This is a genomic window from Catellatospora sp. NPDC049111 (assembly GCF_040648615.1).
GTDB lineage: Bacteria > Actinomycetota > Actinomycetes > Mycobacteriales > Micromonosporaceae > Catellatospora > Catellatospora aurea.
Window position 1 is genome coordinate 115,954 of sequence record NZ_JBEZEB010000007.1, and the last position, 18,614, is coordinate 134,567.

The following is an 18,614-nucleotide window of genomic DNA, read 5'->3' on the forward strand; positions in this document are numbered from 1 at the left end:
GGAGCGGGTCAGTGGGCCGCGCCGCCGGTGTCGGGCCGGCGCTGCTGCGAGGAGTGCCAGGCGGTGGCCCGGCGGGCCAGCACGCCGAACAGCCAGAAGACGGCGACGCCGAACGCCGAGGCCAGGAACACCGCGGCGAAGAGCATCTCGGACTGCAGCCGCCGCGGGTACACGTAGATGAGCTGGCCGAGGCCGGGTTCGCCCTGCTGGAAGAAGAAGTCGCCGACGACCGCGCCGATCACCGCGGCCCCGGCCGAGATGCGCAGCCCGGTGAGGATCGCGGGCAGTGCCGCGGGAAGCTGCAGCTTGACCAGCCGGGTCAGCCGCCCGGCGCGGTGCAGGGTGAACAGGTCGTGCAGCGCGGGGTCCACCGAGCGCAGGCCGAACAGCGAGTTCGCCACGATCGGGAACAGCGCGATCAGCACACAGGTCAGCACCCGACTCGGGAACCCGAACCCGAACCAGAACCCGAACAGCGGCACCAGGGCCAGGATCGGCACGGTCTGCAGCGCCACCGCGTACGGATACAGCGAGCGCTCCACCCAGCGGGCCTGGCTCATCAGGATCGCCAGCGCCAGGCCGAGCACCGCCGCGCAGATCAGTCCGGTCACCGCGACCTCGGCCGACAGCCGCAGCCCGGCCAGCAGTTCGGCGAGGTTGACGGGGTCCAGGAAGCCGACCTTGACGACCTCGTGCGGTGCGGGCAGCAGGAAGCGCCGGTCGGCGTCGATCAGCACGTAGCTGCCGAAGTACCAGGCGGCCAGCACGATGGCGGCCACCGCCATGGGTGGCACGAGCCGCCGAGACTGCCGGGTCAGAGCACGGGTCATGCGGCGACCTCGATCCGGTCGGCGGCGCCGCCCTGCAGCAGGGCGGTCACCTGCGAGGTCAGCTCGGTGAAGGCGGGGGAGAAGCGCACCTCGGGCAGGCGGGGGTACGGCAGCGGCACCGCCACCTCGCCGACCAGCCGACCCGGGCGGTCGGCCATCACCAGCACCCGCTGCGACAGGTAGACGGCCTCGGCGACGGAGTGGGTGACCAGCAGGCCCGCGAACGCGTCAGCGGCGAACAGCTCCTGCAGGTCGTCGCCGAGCCGGCCGCGGGTGATCTCGTCGACCGAGCCGAACGGCTCGTCGAACAGCATCAGGTCGGGCCGGCCGGTCAGGGTGCGGGCCAGCGAGACCCGCATCCGCATGCCGCCGGACAGGGTGCCGGGCAGCGCTTCGGCGACGTGCGACAGCCCGACTCGGCGCAACGCGTCCTCGGCTCGTTCGCGGCGCTCGCCCGCGGGCACACCGGTCAGTTCACCGGCCAGTTCGACGTTGCGCCGTACGCTGCGCCAGGGCAGCAGGGTCGGGTCCTGGAACACGAAGCCGAGCCGCTCGCTGGCGCGGGCGACCGTGCCCGTGGTCGGTGCGAGTAGCCCGGCGGCCAGCCGCAGCAGGGTGCTCTTGCCGCAGCCGGAGGGCCCGACCACGGCGGTGAACTCGCCGGCGGCCAGGTGCAGGGTCACCCCGTCGAGGGCGAGGGTGCCGCCGGGATATCGCACGCCGACCGCCTCCATCGTCAGGGCGGGGATGCCGTCGTCGGTCACGCGGTACGTCCTATCTGTGCAGGGCTTATCTGTGCCTCGTGGTCGTCCGGGTGGTGCCGGGTGACCGTGGTGCGGGCGACGATCCGCCCGCCGTGGACCACCAGCCGGTGGGCGGTGGTGGTGGCCAGCGCTTCGCGCAGCGAACCCGCGCGGACGGCCAGCAGTTCGGCCGGCGAACCCGGGGCGACGGCGACGGGAGGCAGCCCGGCGGCGCGCCGGGCCTGGGCGCTGACCGCGTCGTACGCGGTCTCGGGGGTGTCGTGGCCGGCCAGCACCAGCAGCGCTGCCGTCTCCAGGGGGTCGCCGCGGCCGAGGATCTGGAACGGGTCCTGCAGGTTGTCGCCGCCCGCGGCGACCGTCACGCCCGCGGCGCGCAGCGTGCGCAGCGCGGTCAGCCCGCGCGGCACGGCCCGGTCGTGGTCGCGTCCCTGCAGGTACAGGTTGGTCTGCGGGAGGCAGGCCACGGCGATCCCGGCGCGGGCGACCTTGTCGGCGAGCGGCCCGGCGCGCTCGGGGTCCATCATGCCGAGGCTGACGCAGTGCCCGGCGAGCACACCGTGTGGGAAACCGGTCGCGATGACCGCGTCGGCCAGCAGTTCCAGCGAGCACGGCTCGGGGTGCAGCCACTCGTCGATGTGCAGGTCCAGCGGGACTCCGTGCCGGGCCGCCAGGTCGAGGCAGATCGCGATGCAGCCGGCCGGGTCGGGGTCGAGCCCCGGGCACGCCCCGACCCCGTCCGCGCCCGCCGCCAGCGCCTCGGCCAGCAGTGCGCGGTTGGCGGCCCCGGCCTCGCCGGTCAGCGGCACGGCCGCGAACGCGGTTACCTGCACGGCGCAGCGCCCGGCGGCCGCGTCCCGCACCGCGAGCACCGCCTGCAGCGCCCGCAGTCCGATTCCTTCGCCGAGGTCGGCGTGGGTGCGCACGGCGGTCGCGCCGTGACCGAGGTAGCAGTCCAGGGCCGCGCGGGACGAGCGCTCGACCTGCTCACGGGTCAGTGACGGCCGGTACGCCAGCCACGCGGTGACCGCGCCGAACAGGTCCCCGGCCGGGTTGGGCACGGCGTCGGTGCTCAGCGCCTTGTCCAGGTGGGCGTGGATCTCCATCGGGGCGGGCAGCAGCAGCTGACCATCCAGCTCGACGACCCGCGCGCCGGCGGTGTCGACGGTCCCGGCGGGCTCGACCCGCTCGATCGTCGCGCCGTGGATCCGCACGTCGACGCGGCGTCCGTCGGCGAGCAACGCGTCCCGCAGCAGCAGGGGCAGGCCGGTCACGGCTTCGGCTCCGGGCTGCTCCACCGGGGCCGGGTCGAGGCCAGCTCGATCGGGTACACCAGCCGGTAGGCGCGGTCCTGCCACTGCTCGACGACGGCGGCGGCGAACTGGTTCTGGCCGTCGTCGCCGAAGCGCACCCCGTCCCACGGCATGATCAGCTGCACGGCGGACAGCGACGTGCGGCGCAGTGCGGTCCGGATCGCGGCCGGGTCGGCCGAACCGGCCGCGTCCACCGCCGAGGCCAGGGCCATCGTCGCGGTGAACGCGTCGGCGGCGACCGCGCTCATGGGTTTGCCGTTACGGCGCTCGTACAGCTCGGCGACGAGCCGGGCGGTCGGGTCGCGCTGGGCGAGGTCGGCCGACCACGGCACCGCCCGCAGCAGCGCGGCTCCGCTGTCGGGCCGTTCCAGGAACCGGAAGCCCTGGCCGAGGCCGACCAGCGTCGGACGCCCCTTGGTCTCGCCGACGGCGTCGGCGACGGCGCGCGCCCCGGCCGCGGTCTGCGTCCACGCGACGACCGTGTTCTCGGGTTTCTCGGCGAGCGGGTCCCGCAGCCGCTCCGCGTCGGTCGCGCCTTCCTTGATCGTCAGCGAAGCGGTGACCGGGACACCCGCGCGGCGGGCCAGCTCCCGCAGGCTCGTCACGGCCGCCGAGGAGCCGCCCCGCCCGGACTCGGTGATCAGGGTGATCCCGCCCGATCCGGCCCCGCGCCGGGCCAGCAGCGCGAACGCGGCCTCGGTGAGCCGGCTGTCACTCGGACCGATCCGGAAGTACCAGTCGATGCCGAGTTCGGTGAGGTAGTCGTCGCTGCTGCGCGCGTCGAGCAGCGGCACCCGCAGGCGCTGCGCCTGGCTGGCCGCGGACTCGGCGATGACGGCGGACTCCGCCAGCACCAGCCCCGCCACGTGTTCCTGCTCGGCGAGCACGGTCATCGCCGCGGACATGGTCTCGGCATGCCCGGCGGTGTCCCGGGCGGCCAGGCTCAGCCGCGCGCCGCGCCGGCCCGGCACGCCGGTGCCCGCCGCCAGCGGCAGTGGCAGGTCGGGGTGGGCGTCGTTGACGATGTCGACGGCCAGCCGCGCCCCGTTCACGGCGTCGACGCCCCAGCCCGCGTCGGGGCCGCTGAGCGGCGCCAGCACGCCGATGGCCAGCGGATGCGGAGTGTCCGGGGTGGACGTGCACCCGGCGATCAGCAGGGCGACCGAGGCCAGGCAGCACGCCAGGCGCAGCGGATTCATGGAAACACGCTCCGATGTGGAAACCAGCCGGTGCCGATGATCGTGGACCGGGGTATCTTTTCGTGCGCGCCTGAGAGTTTCAAGCCCTGGCGTCGTATGTGTTCCGTTAAATAAGTTCATCCCGGATCCTCTTGCTGCGGCGTCACAGCCGACGGTTAGATGTACGCAGCAAGACCTAGATCACTCTGATGTGGACTGAGCAAAGTGTACGGAGGTCGTCCGGTGACGGATCAAGGGCGTCGCAGCGGGCGGGCGACCGGGGCGCATCGCCGCTCATCGCCGCTGCGTACGCGGCTTTGGCGGGTGCCGACCAAGCTCGCCGCGGTGCTCACCGTGCCGCTGCTGGGCTTCCTGGTGGTCGCCGGTGTGCAGATCTCCGACTCCGTACGCACCGCCACGGACCTCGACGCCTTCTCCCGCCAGGTCTCCCTCGGCGACGAGGTCACCACCCTGGTCCACGAGCTGCAGAACGAACGCGACCGCACCGTCGGCATGCTGGTCTCGCTGTCGGCGGGCGGCGCCCCGGCCCGGGACGTCGCCGGGCTGGCCCCCGAGCGCACCGCCGTGGACCGCGCCGCGGCGCGCTGGCGATCGGCTGCCGCGGAACTGGCCGCCGAAGCCGCGCTGGCCGTGCCCTACCGGGCCGCCCAGGACCGGCTCGACGAGGTCGCCCGGCTGCGCGCCGGGGTCGCCGGTGGCTGGCTGCGCGCCCAGGCCGCCTTCGACGCCTACTCCGGCGTCATCGCCTCACTGCACGCGCTGCTGCCGACCCCCGCCGACGTCGGCGGTGACGCCGCGCTGGGCCGCCTGGTGCGCGGCTTCAGCAACCTCGCCCTCGCCAAGGAACTCACCGCGCAGATCCGCGGCCGGTTGTACATGCTCTGCTACGGCGCTGCCTTCGAGTCCGCGCCCGGCACCCGCATCGCGCAGGCCCGCGCCCAGCGGCAGGCCGCGCTGGCGGCCTTCCGCGCCGACGCCGACCCCGCGCAGGTCGCCCGGTTCGAAGACGTCGTCGCCGGCCAGGCCGTGCGCAATGCCAACCGCCTCGCCGAGACGATCGTCGCCGCCGACCCCGAAGCCGGTGTCGACCCGCAGCAGTGGTGGTCGGCCAGCACCACCGAACTCGAACAGCTGCGCACCGTCGAGCAGGACCTGCTGGCCGGCGCGTCAGAAGCGGTCGCCGCGGCCAGCGGCAGCCAGTGGCTGACCACCCTGTTCGGTTCGCTGGTCACCATCGTGCTGCTGCTCGCGGCACTGCTCATGTCCATCGTGATCGGCCGCAACATGGCCTCGACACTGCGCTCGCTGCGGGCCCAGGCCCTGGTCGTCGCCGAGGTCGCGCTGCCCAGCGTCATCGAGCAGCTTCGGCTGGCCCCGACCGCCGCGCCGCCGGTGCACGTCGAGCCGATCGTGGTCGGCTCGCAGGACGAGGTCGCCGAGGTCGCCGAGGCGTTCACCGCCGTACACCTGAGTGCGGTGCGCCTGGCCGCCGAGCAGGCCAGCATGCGGCGCAACGTCAACGAGATCTTCATCAAGCTGTCCCGGCGCAGCCAGACCCTGGTCGAGCGGCAGCTCCAGCTGCTCGACACGATGGAGTCGGCCGAAGTCGACCCGGACAAGCTCGGCAACCTGTTCCGCCTGGACCACCTCGCGGCCCGCCTGCGCCGCAACGACGAGAACCTGCTCGTGCTCGCCGGCGGGGACACCGCCCGGCACTGGAACCGGCCCAAGGACCTCAACACGATCGTGCTCGCGGCGACCGCCGAGGTCGAGCACTACCAGCGGGTCCACCACGACACCCCCGACGGGGTCTTCGTCGTCGGCCACGCCGTCGCCGACGTCGTCAACCTGCTGGCCGAGCTGCTGGAGAACGGCACCGCGTTCTCCCCGCCCGACACCACGGTGCAGGTGCGCGGCCACGCGCTGGATGACGGCTCGGCCGAGCTGGTCGTCGCCGACGACGGCATCGGCATGTCCGCGCAGCTGCTGGCCGAGGCCAACCAGCAGGTCTCCGAACCTGTCAGTATCGACACCTCGGCCGCCGAACGGATGGGCCTGGTCGTGGTCGGACACCTGGCCCGGCGGCACGGCATCACCGTGCAGCTGACCTCCGGCATCCGCGGGGTCACGGTGCGGGTGGTGCTGCCCGAGGCGCTCATCGCGCCCGCGCCCGCCGACGAGCCCGGCATCACTCCGCCGGAGGCCGAGACCGGCGAGGCCGCGCTGTCCAGCCTGCGCCGCCGCGTGCCGACCAGATCGGAGGACGTGCTCGCGCCGGAGCGGCGGACGCCGAGCATCTGGTGGAACCGCGACGCCGACGCGCAGATCGATGCCGCGCCCGCGGCCGAATCCGCGCCGCAGCCGCCCGCGCTGACCAAGGCCGGGTTGCCCGCCCGTACCCGCCGGTCCGTGCCGCAGGCGGCCCAGGCCGTGACCACCCGCTACGAGGCCGACCCGGACGCGCTCGGTGACACGCTGACCAGGCTCTACGCGGGGGTGCGGCGTGCCGAGGCCGAGGACGCCGCCGGCTCGGACCCGGGTCCGTCGGCGGTGCCCGCACCCCGGACGTCACCCGAGGCGGCGCCTGAGCCACCGGCCGCGACCGAGCAACCAGCACCGACCGAGCCGACGGCCCCGACCGGGCCTGAGCCGGAACACGACGACGCCGAGGGGCGGACCGAGGCGGAGCGGCAGCTGACCCAGCCGGCCGGCAAGTGACAGGAGAGTGGACGCAAATGGCGATCAGCGCAGCGGCACGTGACTTCAACTGGCTCATCAACGGATTCGCCGAACGCGTGGCCGGTGTCGTGCACACCGTGGTCGTCTCGTCGGACGGCCTGCTTGTGGCCGCCTCGGACCGGCTGCCGCGCGACAGCGCCGACCAGTTCGCGGCGGTGACGTCGAGCCTGGTCAGCGTGACCAAGAGCGCGGCGGGCCTGTTCGACGGCGACTCGGTGCGCCAGACCGTGGTCGAGATGGGACGCGGTTTCCTGCTGGTGATGCCGATCCGTGACGGCTCGATCCTGGCCTCGCTGACCGCCGCCGGGGCCGACGTGGGCGTGGCCGGCTACGAGATGGCCAAGCTGTGCAAGCAGGCCGGCGAGGTGCTCACCCCGGCGATCCGCGCCGAGCTGCAGCAGTCGCTGCCGCAGGTGCAGCACGTCGGCTAGCTTTCGGCGCACCCGGCGAGTACCCGCCGGAGTTCCACCATCGCGCGATCGGTGCCCCAGCGCGCGAGCTCTGCCCAGCTGTACGCGCGGCGCAGCTGCCCGACGGCCCGGACGCCGACCAGATAGCCGATCCGGTCCGGCAAGTGGTGCCAGCCGTTGAGGTTCAGATAGCGCCGCTGGACGCCGGGTTCCGTCGTGTCCAGGCACGCCAGGATCTCCGCGCGGGCCTCGGGCAGCCGCAGCTGGATGGCGTGCGCCATCTCGTGTGTGGTGAGGATCCGCGCCGCGTCGGCGGCAGGGACCTGCTCGACCGCCAGGAACAGCGTGTGCCGGCCGGCGAGTTCGCTGACCCAGCCGTTCGACCTGGCCAACCCGACCATGCTGACGCACGGCACGGTCAGGTCCTGCGCCTGCAACACCGGGGCCACCAGCCGGGCGGCCTCCTCGATCCAGCCCGTGGCAAGGGGCGCGTTGGCCGTGATCCGGCCGATGAGTTCCGGGTAGCGGGCGAACGCGGGCGCGGGATCCGGTTCGCCTCCGTCGCGGATCACGTCGTGCACGACCTCCGGATGGCAGGTTACGTAGTCCCGCCACAGCGCGAGCTGCCGCTCAGTGGAAGCCTCCGCGGCCTGCTGCCAGAAGTCGAGGAAAGCAGGGACCAGATCGCGTACTTCGACGGGCATCGCGCGATGGTATCTGCGCGCGGCTACATCAATTTTGATGTGACCACATCAAAGAAGTTGTACAGCTCGCTGGACCGACATCAGGGTACCGATGTTGCGGTTCGCCGATGCTGTTTGATCTCAGACGTGCCCGTGCGACGATGAACGCTCGTTCGCTCGTCGACGCGTGGGAGTGGTCATGCGCTGGGTGTGGCTGGTGCTCGGAGTGCTGCTGGTGCTGTCCGGGATCGTCTGGACCCTGCAGGGCCTGGACCTGCTCGGCCAGTCTGGTGGCATGAACGGCCAGAAGATCTGGGCGGTCATCGGCCCGATCACCGCGATCGTCGGCCTGCTGCTGGTCCGGCTCGGGCTGCGGCGTCCGGCTGATCAGTAAGGCGCTCAGCCGGCATCACACATGTCCGCCTCAATCACCCACCGCTACGGACACTCCGAGGACTACTCGCCGGACAAGATCCCGGAGCTGATCGCCGAACTCGATGCGTACGTTGACGACGAGCATCCCGATGTTTGGGTCTCCTGTGGTGGATGGACCCTGTCGGCGTTCCCCAGCGGCCTCGTCATCTGGGAGGACGACGTCGACGAGGCGCCGAGGCATCTGCGCGGAGTGTCGCGCTCGCGCCTCGCCGTGCTGATGGAACTGTGCGCTACCGGACGGTTCCACGAACTTGAGCGCCTTCCGTGGATGGAGGGCTACGGTTGATCGGGCCGTAGCCCTCGACGTCATTGTTCGCCGGTAGCCTTGCTCACGGTCTCGGCAGCGTCGGCGTCAGTGCCCCGGCCGGTGCGCAGCGCGAGCCGGTCCAGCACCAGGACCTGCACCGCGCCGATCACGGCCGCGACGAGCAGGCAGATCGGCAGCGGATACAGCCAGCCGGTCGGGATGCCGCCGTCTTCGCCGGTGTAGCCGAAACTCGTGATCGCCTGCATCACGACGACCTGCATCGGGGCGCTGTCGGGTCGGAAGCCCGCGATGAGCGGCCACAGGGTGTCCTGCGCCTGGACGATCCACGTCACCAGGCCCGCCAGCCCGACTACGGGCAGCGCCAGGTTCCACCGGACTCCCCGGAACAGCAGCGCCGACCCGAACAGCACCGGGATGGTCAGCGAGGCGGGCGGGATCAGGAACAGGAACTCGCTGCCGTCCTCGGTGCGGTGCATCCAGGCGTCCGGAGCGAGCCCGGCGAGCCCCACGAACAGCCAGGGCGCGAACGGCAGCAGCAGCAGTTCGCTGCGGTCGCCGAGCGGCCGCAGCGCACCGATGCCGTAGCCGGCCAGCGCCGCGGCGATCACCCCGACGACGGTCGAGATCAGCGGCGGCAGCCAGGTGTAGGACAGGTGCGTGAAGACGCTTCCGATGACGGCCTCGGTGCCGAAACTCACCGAGTTCAGCAGCCACGGGGTGAGCCCGGCCACGCCGAGCAGCAGCAGGACGCCGGTGACGACGGCGGCGGCCGCGCGCCACCCGGCGTTGCCGGCCGGAGCCGTCTCGTTGGCGGGCTGGTCCACGGTGACCACCCGGGCGCGGGCCAGGACCAGCCACAGCCCGATGCCGATGCCGAGCACGCCCAGCACCAGCCACAGCAGGACCGCGTCGGCCGAGGCGATGCCCACCCGGAAGGTCCGGTACGCGTTGTCGAAGATGAGCACCGACGGCGACGCGTGGCGCGGCCCGTCGGGCAGCCGGCCCAGCAGGTAGGGGAAGCCGAACGCCTGCAGGCCGACCGCCAGCGCCGAGGCGGCGATGACGCCGGTGACCAGCAGCGCGCCGGGCACGGCGTCGCGCGGGCGGGTCGAGCGGCGGAATACCAGCAGGTACGTGGTCGCGCCGAGGCCGACGACGAGCCCGAAGAAGGTGAGGTACTGGGCGAGCAGCGGGTTCAGCCCGTCCGGCTCGTCGAACGTGATCACCCAGGCGAGGGCCGCTCCGGAACTGGCGAGGGCGGCCATCGGCAGCGCGAACGCGATCCGGGCCGTCCACCGGCCGGCCCGGCCCGCGCGTGCGGCGAGGTAGGCCAGCGTGCCGCCCGCGCCGACCGCGGTGAGCGTCACCAGCACGGCGAAAACCAGCGGCCAGACCAGCGAGCCCGCGAAGTCGGAGAACGTGGCCGAGTAGTTGTCGAGCCCGACCGGATCCGAGTCCTCGCGCAGCATGTCCACGTCGGTGAAGCTGGCCAGCACGGTCCGCACGGTCGGCACGACATACCCGCTGATCAGCAGCACGAGCGCCGGAACGACGGCGAGCAGGCCGAGCAGCACGCGAACGGGGGCGGCAGGGGTCTTCGGCGCGGTGTCGGTCACAGCCGCCGATCATAGTGCTCGCCTGCGACATCGCCCTACACATCTGACCGAAGTGGACAGTCGTCCGCAATCGCCCAACCCGGCAGCGCCTCGGGCGTACGGGGGACAGGCAGCTCGGCCCCGAAGTGCTTGAATTCCTCATGCCGTTCTCCTCCACCCTCGCGGCGATCGACGGCTGGCTGGCCGAACACGCGCCGCTGACCCTGCGCGACCTGCCGCCGCCGGCCACCCGCGACCAGCTCGCGGCGGTGCGCGCGCAGCTGGGCGTGGACCTGATCAAAGAGGTAGAGGAACTGCTGGGCTGGCACAACGGCGCGGGCGCGGCCAACCCGGCGTTCTGTCTCGCGCCGGGGTTCGTGTTCCTCGGCGCCGCCGACATGATCGCGGTATCGCGGCGGCGCATCACGGCGGACGCCGACCGGCACTGGCACACCTGGCACCGGCAGTGGCTGCCGGTCGCGTCCGGCTGGCGCGGTTCGTGCCTGGCCGTGGACCACAGCGACCGCGACACCCATGGCCATGTGACGATCATGTCCGCGGAGGAGTCCCGCGATGCCCCGAAGACCTGGCCGGACCTCGGCGCGCTGCTGTCGCGCTCGTACGAGGCGATGCGCTACGGCAGCCCGTTCCTGAAGTCCCGCCGCTCGGTACACAAAGGCCGCCTCGACTGGGAGGAGGCCTGACGTCTCCGGTCAAGGCACGGGCACGGCGAGCCGGCCGCCGAGCACGGTGTACCACTGGTTGGCGGTCTGCATGGTGCTTCGCAGCGCGTCGGCCACGAGCCTGAGCACCTGCGGCGCGATCCGGACGATGCCCGGTCCTTCCGGAGCCACCGTGCAGGCCTGACTCGCCACCTGCAGGAAAGCCATGCCTGCGACCGCTTCGATGGCGAAGATGCCCAGCACGGCCAGCATGCCGACGCCGGACGCGATGGCGAGGGCCTCCATCTGCTGCCGGTCCAGCAGGCGGTTGTTCAGGTACTGCGGAGTGAGCCACGGCGTGAGCGTCTGCCCGTACGGCACCGCCTGGCGCCGGCGTTCGTCGCGCTCCTGCTCGGCGAGTTTGTCCAGCACCGGCTTGGGGATCCGGCTCTCCTCCAGCGGGATGGAGTGGATCTCGTAGAGCAGCAGGCCGAGCGGGTTGCCCTCGATGAAGGTCGGCTGGAAGCAGATCCATTCGACACACCGCTTGCCGTCCTCGCGCGGCCGCAGCGGCAGCACCACGATACGTTTCCAGTACTCGACCGGCCGCCACGGCGACGGCCCGATGGAGAATTCGAGCTTCTGCGCCGAGAGCGTCTGGCGGATCAGGAAGTCGCGGGCGGTGAGGACTTCGCGCAGCTTGCCGAGTTTGTAGAGCACGTCCTCGCGGTGCGTCTTCTGCGCCTGCGTCAGCGTGGTGACCTCCAGGATCTCCACGTCGACCCGGTAGCGGTTGGCGTGCGGGGTGACGGACACGCCGAGGATGTCAGGGCGCAGCAGCCCTCGGGCCTTGTGGTCGCGGCGGAAGTCCTGAGCCAGCTCCCCGAACATGACGTCCACCGCGTCGACGCCGGTGAGCAGGCTGGCGTAGGCGGCCTCGGCGAGCACGAACCCGAACGTCGGGTGGGTACGCAGGAAGTCGGCGTAGTAGTGCGCGAACATGGCGTTCTGTGCCCACTGCCACTCCATGATCCGGCGGCCTTCGGGGCCGACCGGGCCAGGCTGCGGCTTGGGCTCGGTGCCGTACACGACCCCCGCCGGGCGGGTGTCCTTGCCGATGCCGGGGCAGATCAGCACCGGCGTGAGACCAGTCATCGTCGCCGCCCGTCACTCGAACACGGGCAGTTCGGGGCCGGGCTGCAGCCATACCAAGGTGGTGGGCACGGTGTAGTCCCACGGGTCGCCCTCGGGCGTCGCACCGGCGAGGTCGTCGGTCTGGCCTTTGATCTCGTCGACGATGGAGGTGTACATCAGGTCGTCGTAGGGCACCGGCTCGCCGCCGCGCCACACGCGTTTGGCGAGATCCGGCTCCGGCCAGTTGAGCATGAACAGGACCGCGTCGGCGTACGCCATCGGCACCGGCACCAGCACCCGGGCCGCGCCCGCGGTGAGGAACTGGGCGAACACCGGGTTGGTGTCGGACTGGTGCAGCACCTCCACCCAGCGCCGCTTGTCGCCCCAGAAGTACGGGTAGTACAGGTAGGTCATCTGCTCCCACTCGAAGGCCTGCTCCAGGAACTGGATGATCGGGCCGTTGCGCAGCGCCTCGTCGATGCGGACCTCGGGGTGCTGCGCGGGTTTGTCGGGCGGGTCGGTGACCGCGTGGTAGCGGCCGAAGTGCTCACCGGTGAGCAGGGTCAGGCACAGCTTCTTCAGCTCCGTCTGCTGGACCTGCTTGTTGAGCGCGGGGTTCTGCCCGCTGATCACGATCCCGGCGGCAGCCTCGGCCTGTGCGACCTTCTGGTCGTACGCCGCCTGCAGCACCTGGTACGCGTCGTAGATCACCGCGTAGGTGGCTAGCCGCCACTTGTCGAGCGTGCCGGTCAGCCGCCGGCAGTAGCCGTTGAAGTTGGCCGCGTAGCCGAGCACGTCGTAGCCGGTCACGCTGACCGGGACACTGCCGACGAACGAAGTGATCTCCTCGGGTCGCCCGAGCACGTCGCCGTACAGGTACGCCTGCTCGGTGGCGTTGTTGGCGTTGCTGTTGCGCAGCTCGTACCGGTCGCGGCCGACGTGCACGACGAAACCGGGGTTGTTCTTGCCGACGAAGGACACGGCGAGGCTGTAGTACAGCAGCTCGTAGCCCTCGGGGATGACGAACTTCTCGTCGGCGACCCCGATCGCCTTCGCGATCTCGACGCTGTCCTTGGCCAGTGCCAGGTGCGCGTACGTGTACTCGGGCGGCGGCGGGGACACCTTCGCGCCCCAGGTGGCCGCGATGGTCGCGTAGTTGGCCTCGGTGATGTCACGCGGGGTCAGCGGCACGCCGTACAGGTTGACGAACGGCTCCGGCGGCGTGGCGTGCCGCGGGGCGATCGCCGCCGCGGTGCGGGCCGCGCGGTAGAACGCGGCCGGCTCGGGCACCACGAACTCGAACATCAGCCGCCGGCCGTAGTTGTACACCTGGGCCCGATAGCGCTTGTCGACCCACCGGTACACCCCGCTGATGTGCTCGGCGCCGCCGACGTTGTCCAGCCGGTGGTCGTTGATCTCCTCGACCTCGTCGACGGTTTTGACGGTCCGCTCCGTGCGCACCTTCGTCTGCACCTTGCTCACCGACCGGTCGACGATCTCGCGGGCGTAGTTCGCGCTGCTGCGCGTCGACTCCTGCTTGGCCGTCGAATACGCGAACTCCCCGGTGGCGGTGGTGACGACCGGGCCGAACGTGCCGGTCACCGACAGCCCCGCCTTGACGCTCATGTCCTCCTTGACGGTCTGCTCGGCCTCACGCTTCACCTCGAACCGCTCCGTGGACTGGGTGTCGCGTTCGGTGTCGCGGGTCTCCTCCTCGGCGGTGAAGAACGTGTTCTCGGTCCGGTGCAGGGTCCTGAACCGCCGCTCCTTGGCCTCGCCCCGCAGCACCGACTCGATGTGCGCGACCTCGCCGGCCTCGTAGCGCAGCAGCCGCTGCTTGACCACCTTCAGGTCGCCGATGCCGAGCGGATGGATCCGGCCGATCACGTTCTCGTCCATGGCGGTGCCCGGGTCGGGCTTGGCGGCCGGCAGCCTGCGGCGGATGTCGTCCACGCCGTCGTGGGCGGCCAGCGCGGTGGTGAATCGGGAGTCGGTACGCAGCTCCCACGCGCGTGTGTCCAGGCCGGACAGATGCCCGCGCAGCGCGAGCACCGCCTCGGGCACCGACGCCTGCGCGGTGAGGCCGAGCCGGTCGCGCAGCGCCACCTCGGCGTCGTCGGTGAGTTCGGCCAGCGGCCGGGGCATAGTGTCCAGCGCGACCGCGATCCGCTGCCCGGCCGGGCCCTGCTCGAACCGGGCGGCCGCCGGCCGGGCCCGCTGCACCCGGTCCAGCAGGCGCTGGGCGGCGGCCCGATCGTGGATCAGCCGGGTGATCGCCTCGGAGCGGATCGGCGACTCGTCGACGTCGGCGCGGGCGCTGGCGGTCGTCCGGTGCTCGGCCACGGCATCGCGCAGCACCGCCGGCACCAGTGGGGTCGCCTCCAGCAACGCCACGGCCCGCGCCGGTGTGGGCTGCGGCTCGTCCGCCAGCGACGCGACGAAATGCAGCACCCGCAGCGCCTGCACCGGCGCGTCCAACCGCGGCCCCGCCCCGGAGCCCGTCATGTAGGCGGTGTGCACCGCGTCCCAGACCTCGCCGAGCAGCCTCTCCTCGCGATCCAGCGCCGGCTGCGGCACGCCCGCCGCGCGGGCCGCCGCCAGACCGTCACCCGGGTCGCCGCTCGCCGCCCGGTACACGTCGAGCAGCCGTGGCCGGGCCGCCGCCACCTCGTCCACGGCGGACAGGTCCAGCTGCCGCCAGGCCTGCACCGCCTCGGGCTCGACGGCGAGCCGCTGGGCCAGTTCCGTCAGCCGGCCGCGGCCCTCCCGCGACAGCGACCGAGGGTCGCGGATGAACCGGTCGGGCGGTGTCCCGCCCAACGGCCGCTCCGGCGCCCGCAGGGCGAGGAACTTGAAGACCTGTGTCTCGTCGAGTGCCACCGTCACACCGCCTTATGACGACCGGACATCCCTGCGCCCGATGGAGTGCGGCCGAGCGTAGGTCCAGTGGAGTCTGCCGAGCTCGGCTGAGCCGGATTCCCGACCGGGGACACGAACGGGGGATCGGTTCACCGACGACCCCGCTGTTCGGTTCCAGACAGTGGGGGTAGTCGATGTCAGCTACCGTGCGCGGCGTGACGGTCCTGATGATGTTCGCCGCCTGCTACGGCGTATGGCAGCTGACGATGCTCGCCTCCGCGACCCGTACGGTGCGGATGCCGCTGCTGGTCCTCGGCGTCGTCGCCGGGCTCTACGGCGCCGGCATGCTCGCCCTCGGCCTGCAGCTGCTCTACACCCGCGGCATGGCCGCGCTCAGCGGCGACCCCCTGCCCGAGATAGTCCGCACCGCCAGCTACACCGTCGACCCGCTCATCGAGGAGCTGGCCAAGATCGCCCCGTTCGCGCTGCTCGCCCTGCTGCACCGCAAGGTGCGCGCGCAGTGGGGCCTGACCGACTTCCTGCTGCTGGGCGCGGCAGGCGGGGCGGGTTTCGGGCTAGTCGAGCAGTTGCTGCGCCACGCCGACGAGGCGGCGGCGATCACCGGCGGCGGGCCGTTCGAAGGCTGGTCCCGGATGCAGGGGTTCAGCTTCGTGCAGATCTGGGGCCTGCCCGACCTGGTCACCTCCTGGCTGCCGACCCCGGTGTCGTACATCGACGCGTTCTCCACCGACACGCCCAGCCCTGAGGTCAGCCTGCACCTGGTCTGGAGTGCCCTGGCCGGTCTCGGCCTCGGCCTGCTGATCCGCGGCAGCGCCCTGCGGCGCCTGGCCGGTGTCGCGCTGCTGCTGTTCCCGTGGCTCGACCACGCCGCGTACAACCACGAGGTCGCCGACCCCGACGGCGCGGGCGTCATCAACGCGCTCGCCACCCCGCTGGCGTTCCTGCGCCACGCCCTGTGGCTGTACCCGCTGCTCGCGCTGGCCGCCGCGACGTTCCTGGACCGGCGCACCCTGCTCGCGGGCAAACGCGCCTGGCCCGACACGCTGACCGCGTCCGAGCAGGCGGGCCGCCCCGCGATCGCCGCCCTGGGCGGCCACGCCTTCGCGGGCCTGCCCTGGACCCCCTACCTCACCTGGGCGTACGCGCTGACCCGCCGCGCCGCCCTGTTCGGCCACGACCGGGCGGCCCCCGACGACCCGATGCGCCAAGTCGTGGCCCAGGCGACCGCAGCCCTCGACGCCACCGACGCGCAGGCGTGGCGGGGGACCGGCCTGCGCCGCCGCGAGGGCACCACCCCGCCGCGCGGCATCAAACCCTGGCTGCCGCTGCTGGTATGGGCGGCCCTGCTCGTGCCCGCCGTGCTGTACTTCCTGCCCGGCAGCCTGCCCACCTTCTCCGGCGTGCAGGGCCTGCTGGCGAAGCCGTGGGTGTTCCCGCTCGTGCTGGTCTTCTCCGTGGCCGGACTCGGCTGGCTCGGCTGGCAGCTGTACGCCACCGCCCGGCGGCTGCGACCGCTGCTGGCCGCCCCCGCCGCGGACGCCGCCGTACGCGCCGAACTGAGGCTGCTCACCGGCTTCGGCAGCATCGCCGCCGGGATCGGCAGCCTCGTGCTCGGCCTCGCGGCGGGCGGGCCCGACCAGCCGATCCTCACCTCGCACATTCTCGACGCGATCAGCCAGACCCTGTTCCTGGCCTCGCTGCTGCTGGCGATGATGGCCATGATCTGGTTCCCGCCGTTCGGCCTCGCGGCGCTGGCCGGCGGCGGCTTCCAGCTCGTGCTCACCGCCGCAGCGGCCGACTTCCTGGCCACCCTTGCCGGAGCCGGGGCGCTGGCGATCCTCGCCGCGATGATGAGCGGCAACGGCAGCGGCGGCCGTGGTGACGACTACTGGGAGGAGAAGTACGGCCAGGACGACCCGCCGCCGCGCCAGGAGCGCATCAGCGACGCCAACAAGGCCGAGCTGGAGGACTCCGGGTGGCTCAAGAGCAAGCTGAAGGACCCGCAGATGCGGCGCGACTTCATGAAGTGGCTCGAACAGGGCCACAAGCAGGGCGAGGCACACGAACACCTGCGGCCCGGCTCCCCGGAGGCCGAAGCCAAACTCGCCGAGTTCCTCGCCGAGATGCTCTAGGCCTCGCCCCCCAGCCGGTCCCGGACCGCGTGTTGCAGTTTCGGGGAAACTGTCCCTTCGTGCTCGGCGATGGGTGCAGTTTCCCCGAAACTGCAGGATCAGCTCTGGATGGACTTGGTCTCCAGGAATTCCTCCAGTCCGAAGTGGCCGAATTCGCGGCCGTTGCCGGACTGGCGGTAGCCGCCGAACGGGGCGAGCGCGTTCCACGGTGCGCCGTTGATGTCGACCTGACCGGCGCGCAGCCTGCGGGCCACGGCCAGGGCGTGCTCGGGTTCGCCGAAGACGCCGCTGGTCAGGCCGTACATCGTGCTGTTGGCGATGGCCACCGCGTGGTCGTTGTCGGTGTACGGGATGATCGTCAGCACCGGGCCGAAGATCTCCTCCTGGGCGATGGCGGAGTCCGGGTCGACGTTGGCGAAGATCGTCGGCTGGACGTACGCGCCGTCGAGCCCGTCGGGCCGCCCCGGGCCGCCGAACACCAGCGTCGCGCCGTCGGCGATGCCGCGCTCGATGTACCCGTCGACCTTGCGCCGGTGCTCCTCGGAGACCATCGGCCCGAGCCGGGTGGCCTCGTCGGTCGGATCGCCCACGGTGTACTGCGCCGCCGCCGCGATCGCCAGCTCGACGATCTCGTCGTGGCGGGCCGCGGGGACCAGCATCCGCGGCCACGCGCCGCAGACCTGGCCGCTGTTGGTGAACACCATCATCAGGCCCTTGTCGACGGCCTTGGCCAGGTCGGCGTCGTCGAGGATCACGTTCGCGCCCTTGCCGCCGAGTTCGAGCGCGACCCGCTTGACGGTCTGCGCGGCGACGGCCGAGATCCGCCGTCCGGCCCGGGTCGAGCCGGTGAACGAGATCATGTCGATGTCGGGGTGCGCGGAGATCGCCTCGCCGACGACCTCACCGGTGCCGTACACGACGTTGAACACGCCCGTCGGCAGGCCGGCCTCGGCGGTGACCTCGGCGAGGATTCGCGCGGTCAACGGCGCGACCTCCGACGGTTTGAAGACCATCGTGTCCCCGGCGACCAGGGCGGGAGCGAGCTTCGACACGATCTGCTGGAGCGGGAAGTTCCACGGCGTGATCGCGCCGACGACGCCGATCGGCTCACGCACGATCAGGGAGTTGCCGACCTGCTCGGTCCACGCGAAGTCGGCGGCGAGCGCCGCGAACGAGTTCGCCACGGCGACCGGGAAGCCGATCTGGGCGGTACGGGACACGGCGATCGGAGAGCCCATCTCGGCGGTGATCGTGACGGCGATCTCCTCGGCGCGGGCCTGCAGGCCTTCGCCGATGCGCCGCACGGCGGCGGCCCGCTCGGCCGGGTCGGTGGCGGCCCAGCCGGGGAAGGCGGCGCGGGCCGCGGCGACGGCCCGGTCCACGTCCGCGGAGGTGCCGGCGGGCGCTTCGGCGACGATCTCGCCGGTGGCCGGGTTCGTCACGGGGATGGTCTCGCCGGAGCCGGCGACGGTGCGGCCGTCGATCCAGTGGCCGATCGGGGTGTGTGCTGGGTTGTTCATGGGTTCGACTGTGCTGCCGTCGCGAGGCCGTAACCAGGCACAACCTGTCCGTG

The 18,614-nt window shown here is 72.1% G+C and carries 15 protein-coding genes; 6 read left to right on the top strand and 9 right to left on the bottom strand.

Features of this window, described 5'->3' with window-relative positions; translation table 11 throughout:
* Positions 1-8 precede the first annotated feature (8 nt).
* The 4 genes from AB0B66_RS12900 to AB0B66_RS12915 are packed head-to-tail and all read right to left on the bottom strand — an operon-like array spanning position 9 to position 4,103.
* Positions 9-830 carry an ABC transporter permease gene (locus AB0B66_RS12900; protein ID WP_360527544.1) on the bottom strand — a complete coding sequence of 274 codons (822 nt, stop codon included), beginning with the start codon at positions 828-830 and terminating at the stop codon, positions 9-11.
* Entirely contained in the window at positions 827-1,594 is a 768-nt protein-coding gene (locus tag AB0B66_RS12905; protein ID WP_360527547.1) for an ABC transporter ATP-binding protein, read from the bottom strand. Before AB0B66_RS12905 ends, AB0B66_RS12900 begins: the two co-directional genes overlap by 4 nt.
* Positions 1,591-2,865, bottom strand: coding sequence for an amidohydrolase family protein (locus AB0B66_RS12910; RefSeq protein ID WP_360527550.1), 1,275 nt, complete (start codon positions 2,863-2,865; stop codon positions 1,591-1,593). The genes AB0B66_RS12905 and AB0B66_RS12910 overlap by 4 nt, the downstream gene beginning before the upstream one ends.
* On the bottom strand, positions 2,862-4,103 hold the full coding sequence (locus AB0B66_RS12915) for an ABC transporter substrate-binding protein (protein ID WP_360527553.1): 1,242 nt from the start codon (positions 4,101-4,103) through the stop codon (positions 2,862-2,864). Before AB0B66_RS12915 ends, AB0B66_RS12910 begins: the two co-directional genes overlap by 4 nt.
* 303 nt (positions 4,104-4,406) lie before the next feature.
* Here AB0B66_RS12915 and AB0B66_RS12920 point away from each other — a divergent pair, with 303 nt between their 5' ends.
* Positions 4,407-6,821, top strand: a complete 2,415-nt coding sequence (locus AB0B66_RS12920; protein ID WP_360527556.1) for a nitrate- and nitrite sensing domain-containing protein — start codon at positions 4,407-4,409, stop codon at positions 6,819-6,821.
* Positions 6,822-6,844: 23 nt separating this feature from the next.
* Positions 6,845-7,273 (top strand): roadblock/LC7 domain-containing protein, encoded by a 429-nt coding sequence (locus AB0B66_RS12925; protein WP_360528243.1) that lies wholly within the window; start codon positions 6,845-6,847, stop codon positions 7,271-7,273.
* Here the strand turns inward: AB0B66_RS12925 and AB0B66_RS12930 are convergent.
* Complete coding sequence (locus tag AB0B66_RS12930; RefSeq protein WP_360527559.1) at positions 7,270-7,956, bottom strand: hypothetical protein; 687 nt, start codon at positions 7,954-7,956, stop codon at positions 7,270-7,272. The genes AB0B66_RS12925 and AB0B66_RS12930 overlap by 4 nt on opposite strands.
* Positions 7,957-8,134: 178 nt before the next feature.
* Between AB0B66_RS12930 and AB0B66_RS12935 the strand changes: the two genes are divergently transcribed.
* Together AB0B66_RS12935 and AB0B66_RS12940 are read left to right on the top strand one after the other, a co-directional pair.
* Positions 8,135-8,329: a hypothetical protein gene (locus tag AB0B66_RS12935; protein ID WP_360527562.1), complete on the top strand. Its 195-nt coding sequence runs from the start codon at positions 8,135-8,137 to the stop codon at positions 8,327-8,329.
* 21 nt (positions 8,330-8,350) lie between these two features.
* Positions 8,351-8,656, top strand: a complete 306-nt coding sequence (locus AB0B66_RS12940) for a hypothetical protein (protein ID WP_360527565.1) — start codon at positions 8,351-8,353, stop codon at positions 8,654-8,656.
* A gap of 20 nt (positions 8,657-8,676) precedes the next feature.
* Here AB0B66_RS12940 and AB0B66_RS12945 read toward each other — a convergent pair whose 3' ends face one another.
* On the bottom strand, positions 8,677-10,254 hold the full coding sequence (locus AB0B66_RS12945) for a sugar ABC transporter permease (RefSeq protein WP_360527568.1): 1,578 nt from the start codon (positions 10,252-10,254) through the stop codon (positions 8,677-8,679).
* Between the two features lie 140 nt (positions 10,255-10,394).
* Here AB0B66_RS12945 and AB0B66_RS12950 point away from each other — a divergent pair, with 140 nt between their 5' ends.
* A complete protein-coding gene (locus AB0B66_RS12950) occupies positions 10,395-10,937 on the top strand; it encodes an SMI1/KNR4 family protein (RefSeq protein ID WP_360527571.1) in 543 nt (180 codons plus the stop codon).
* A gap of 9 nt (positions 10,938-10,946) precedes the next feature.
* On the opposite strand, the gene AB0B66_RS12955 is transcribed toward AB0B66_RS12950, so the two are convergent.
* Both AB0B66_RS12955 and AB0B66_RS12960 read right to left on the bottom strand, forming a co-directional pair.
* Positions 10,947-12,050, bottom strand: coding sequence for a hypothetical protein (locus AB0B66_RS12955; protein WP_360527574.1), 1,104 nt, complete (start codon positions 12,048-12,050; stop codon positions 10,947-10,949).
* A gap of 12 nt (positions 12,051-12,062) precedes the next feature.
* Positions 12,063-14,909 carry a hypothetical protein gene (locus AB0B66_RS12960; RefSeq protein ID WP_360527577.1) on the bottom strand — a complete coding sequence of 949 codons (2,847 nt, stop codon included), beginning with the start codon at positions 14,907-14,909 and terminating at the stop codon, positions 12,063-12,065.
* A 194-nt stretch (positions 14,910-15,103) separates the two neighbouring features.
* Here AB0B66_RS12960 and AB0B66_RS12965 point away from each other — a divergent pair, with 194 nt between their 5' ends.
* Complete coding sequence (locus AB0B66_RS12965) at positions 15,104-17,041, top strand: PrsW family glutamic-type intramembrane protease (protein ID WP_360527580.1); 1,938 nt, start codon at positions 15,104-15,106, stop codon at positions 17,039-17,041.
* A gap of 98 nt (positions 17,042-17,139) precedes the next feature.
* Here the strand turns inward: AB0B66_RS12965 and AB0B66_RS12970 are convergent, their stop codons facing one another.
* Positions 17,140-18,561 (bottom strand): aldehyde dehydrogenase family protein, encoded by a 1,422-nt coding sequence (locus AB0B66_RS12970; protein WP_360527583.1) that lies wholly within the window; start codon positions 18,559-18,561, stop codon positions 17,140-17,142.
* Positions 18,562-18,614: the final 53 nt, after the last annotated feature.

Excerpts from the sequence above, each read along its gene's own strand:
- AB0B66_RS12900 (WP_360527544.1), bottom strand. The coding sequence starts at position 830 with ATGACCCGTGCTCTGACCCGGCAGTCTCGGCGGCTCGTGCCACCCATG.
- AB0B66_RS12915 (WP_360527553.1), bottom strand. The coding sequence starts at position 4,103 with ATGAATCCGCTGCGCCTGGCGTGCTGCCTGGCCTCGGTCGCCCTGCTG.
- AB0B66_RS12930 (WP_360527559.1), bottom strand. The coding sequence starts at position 7,956 with ATGCCCGTCGAAGTACGCGATCTGGTCCCTGCTTTCCTCGACTTCTGG.
- AB0B66_RS12935 (WP_360527562.1), top strand. The coding sequence starts at position 8,135 with ATGCGCTGGGTGTGGCTGGTGCTCGGAGTGCTGCTGGTGCTGTCCGGG.
- AB0B66_RS12940 (WP_360527565.1), top strand. The coding sequence starts at position 8,351 with ATGTCCGCCTCAATCACCCACCGCTACGGACACTCCGAGGACTACTCG.
- AB0B66_RS12950 (WP_360527571.1), top strand. The coding sequence starts at position 10,395 with ATGCCGTTCTCCTCCACCCTCGCGGCGATCGACGGCTGGCTGGCCGAA.
- AB0B66_RS12955 (WP_360527574.1), bottom strand. The coding sequence starts at position 12,050 with ATGACTGGTCTCACGCCGGTGCTGATCTGCCCCGGCATCGGCAAGGAC.
- AB0B66_RS12970 (WP_360527583.1), bottom strand. The coding sequence starts at position 18,561 with ATGAACAACCCAGCACACACCCCGATCGGCCACTGGATCGACGGCCGC.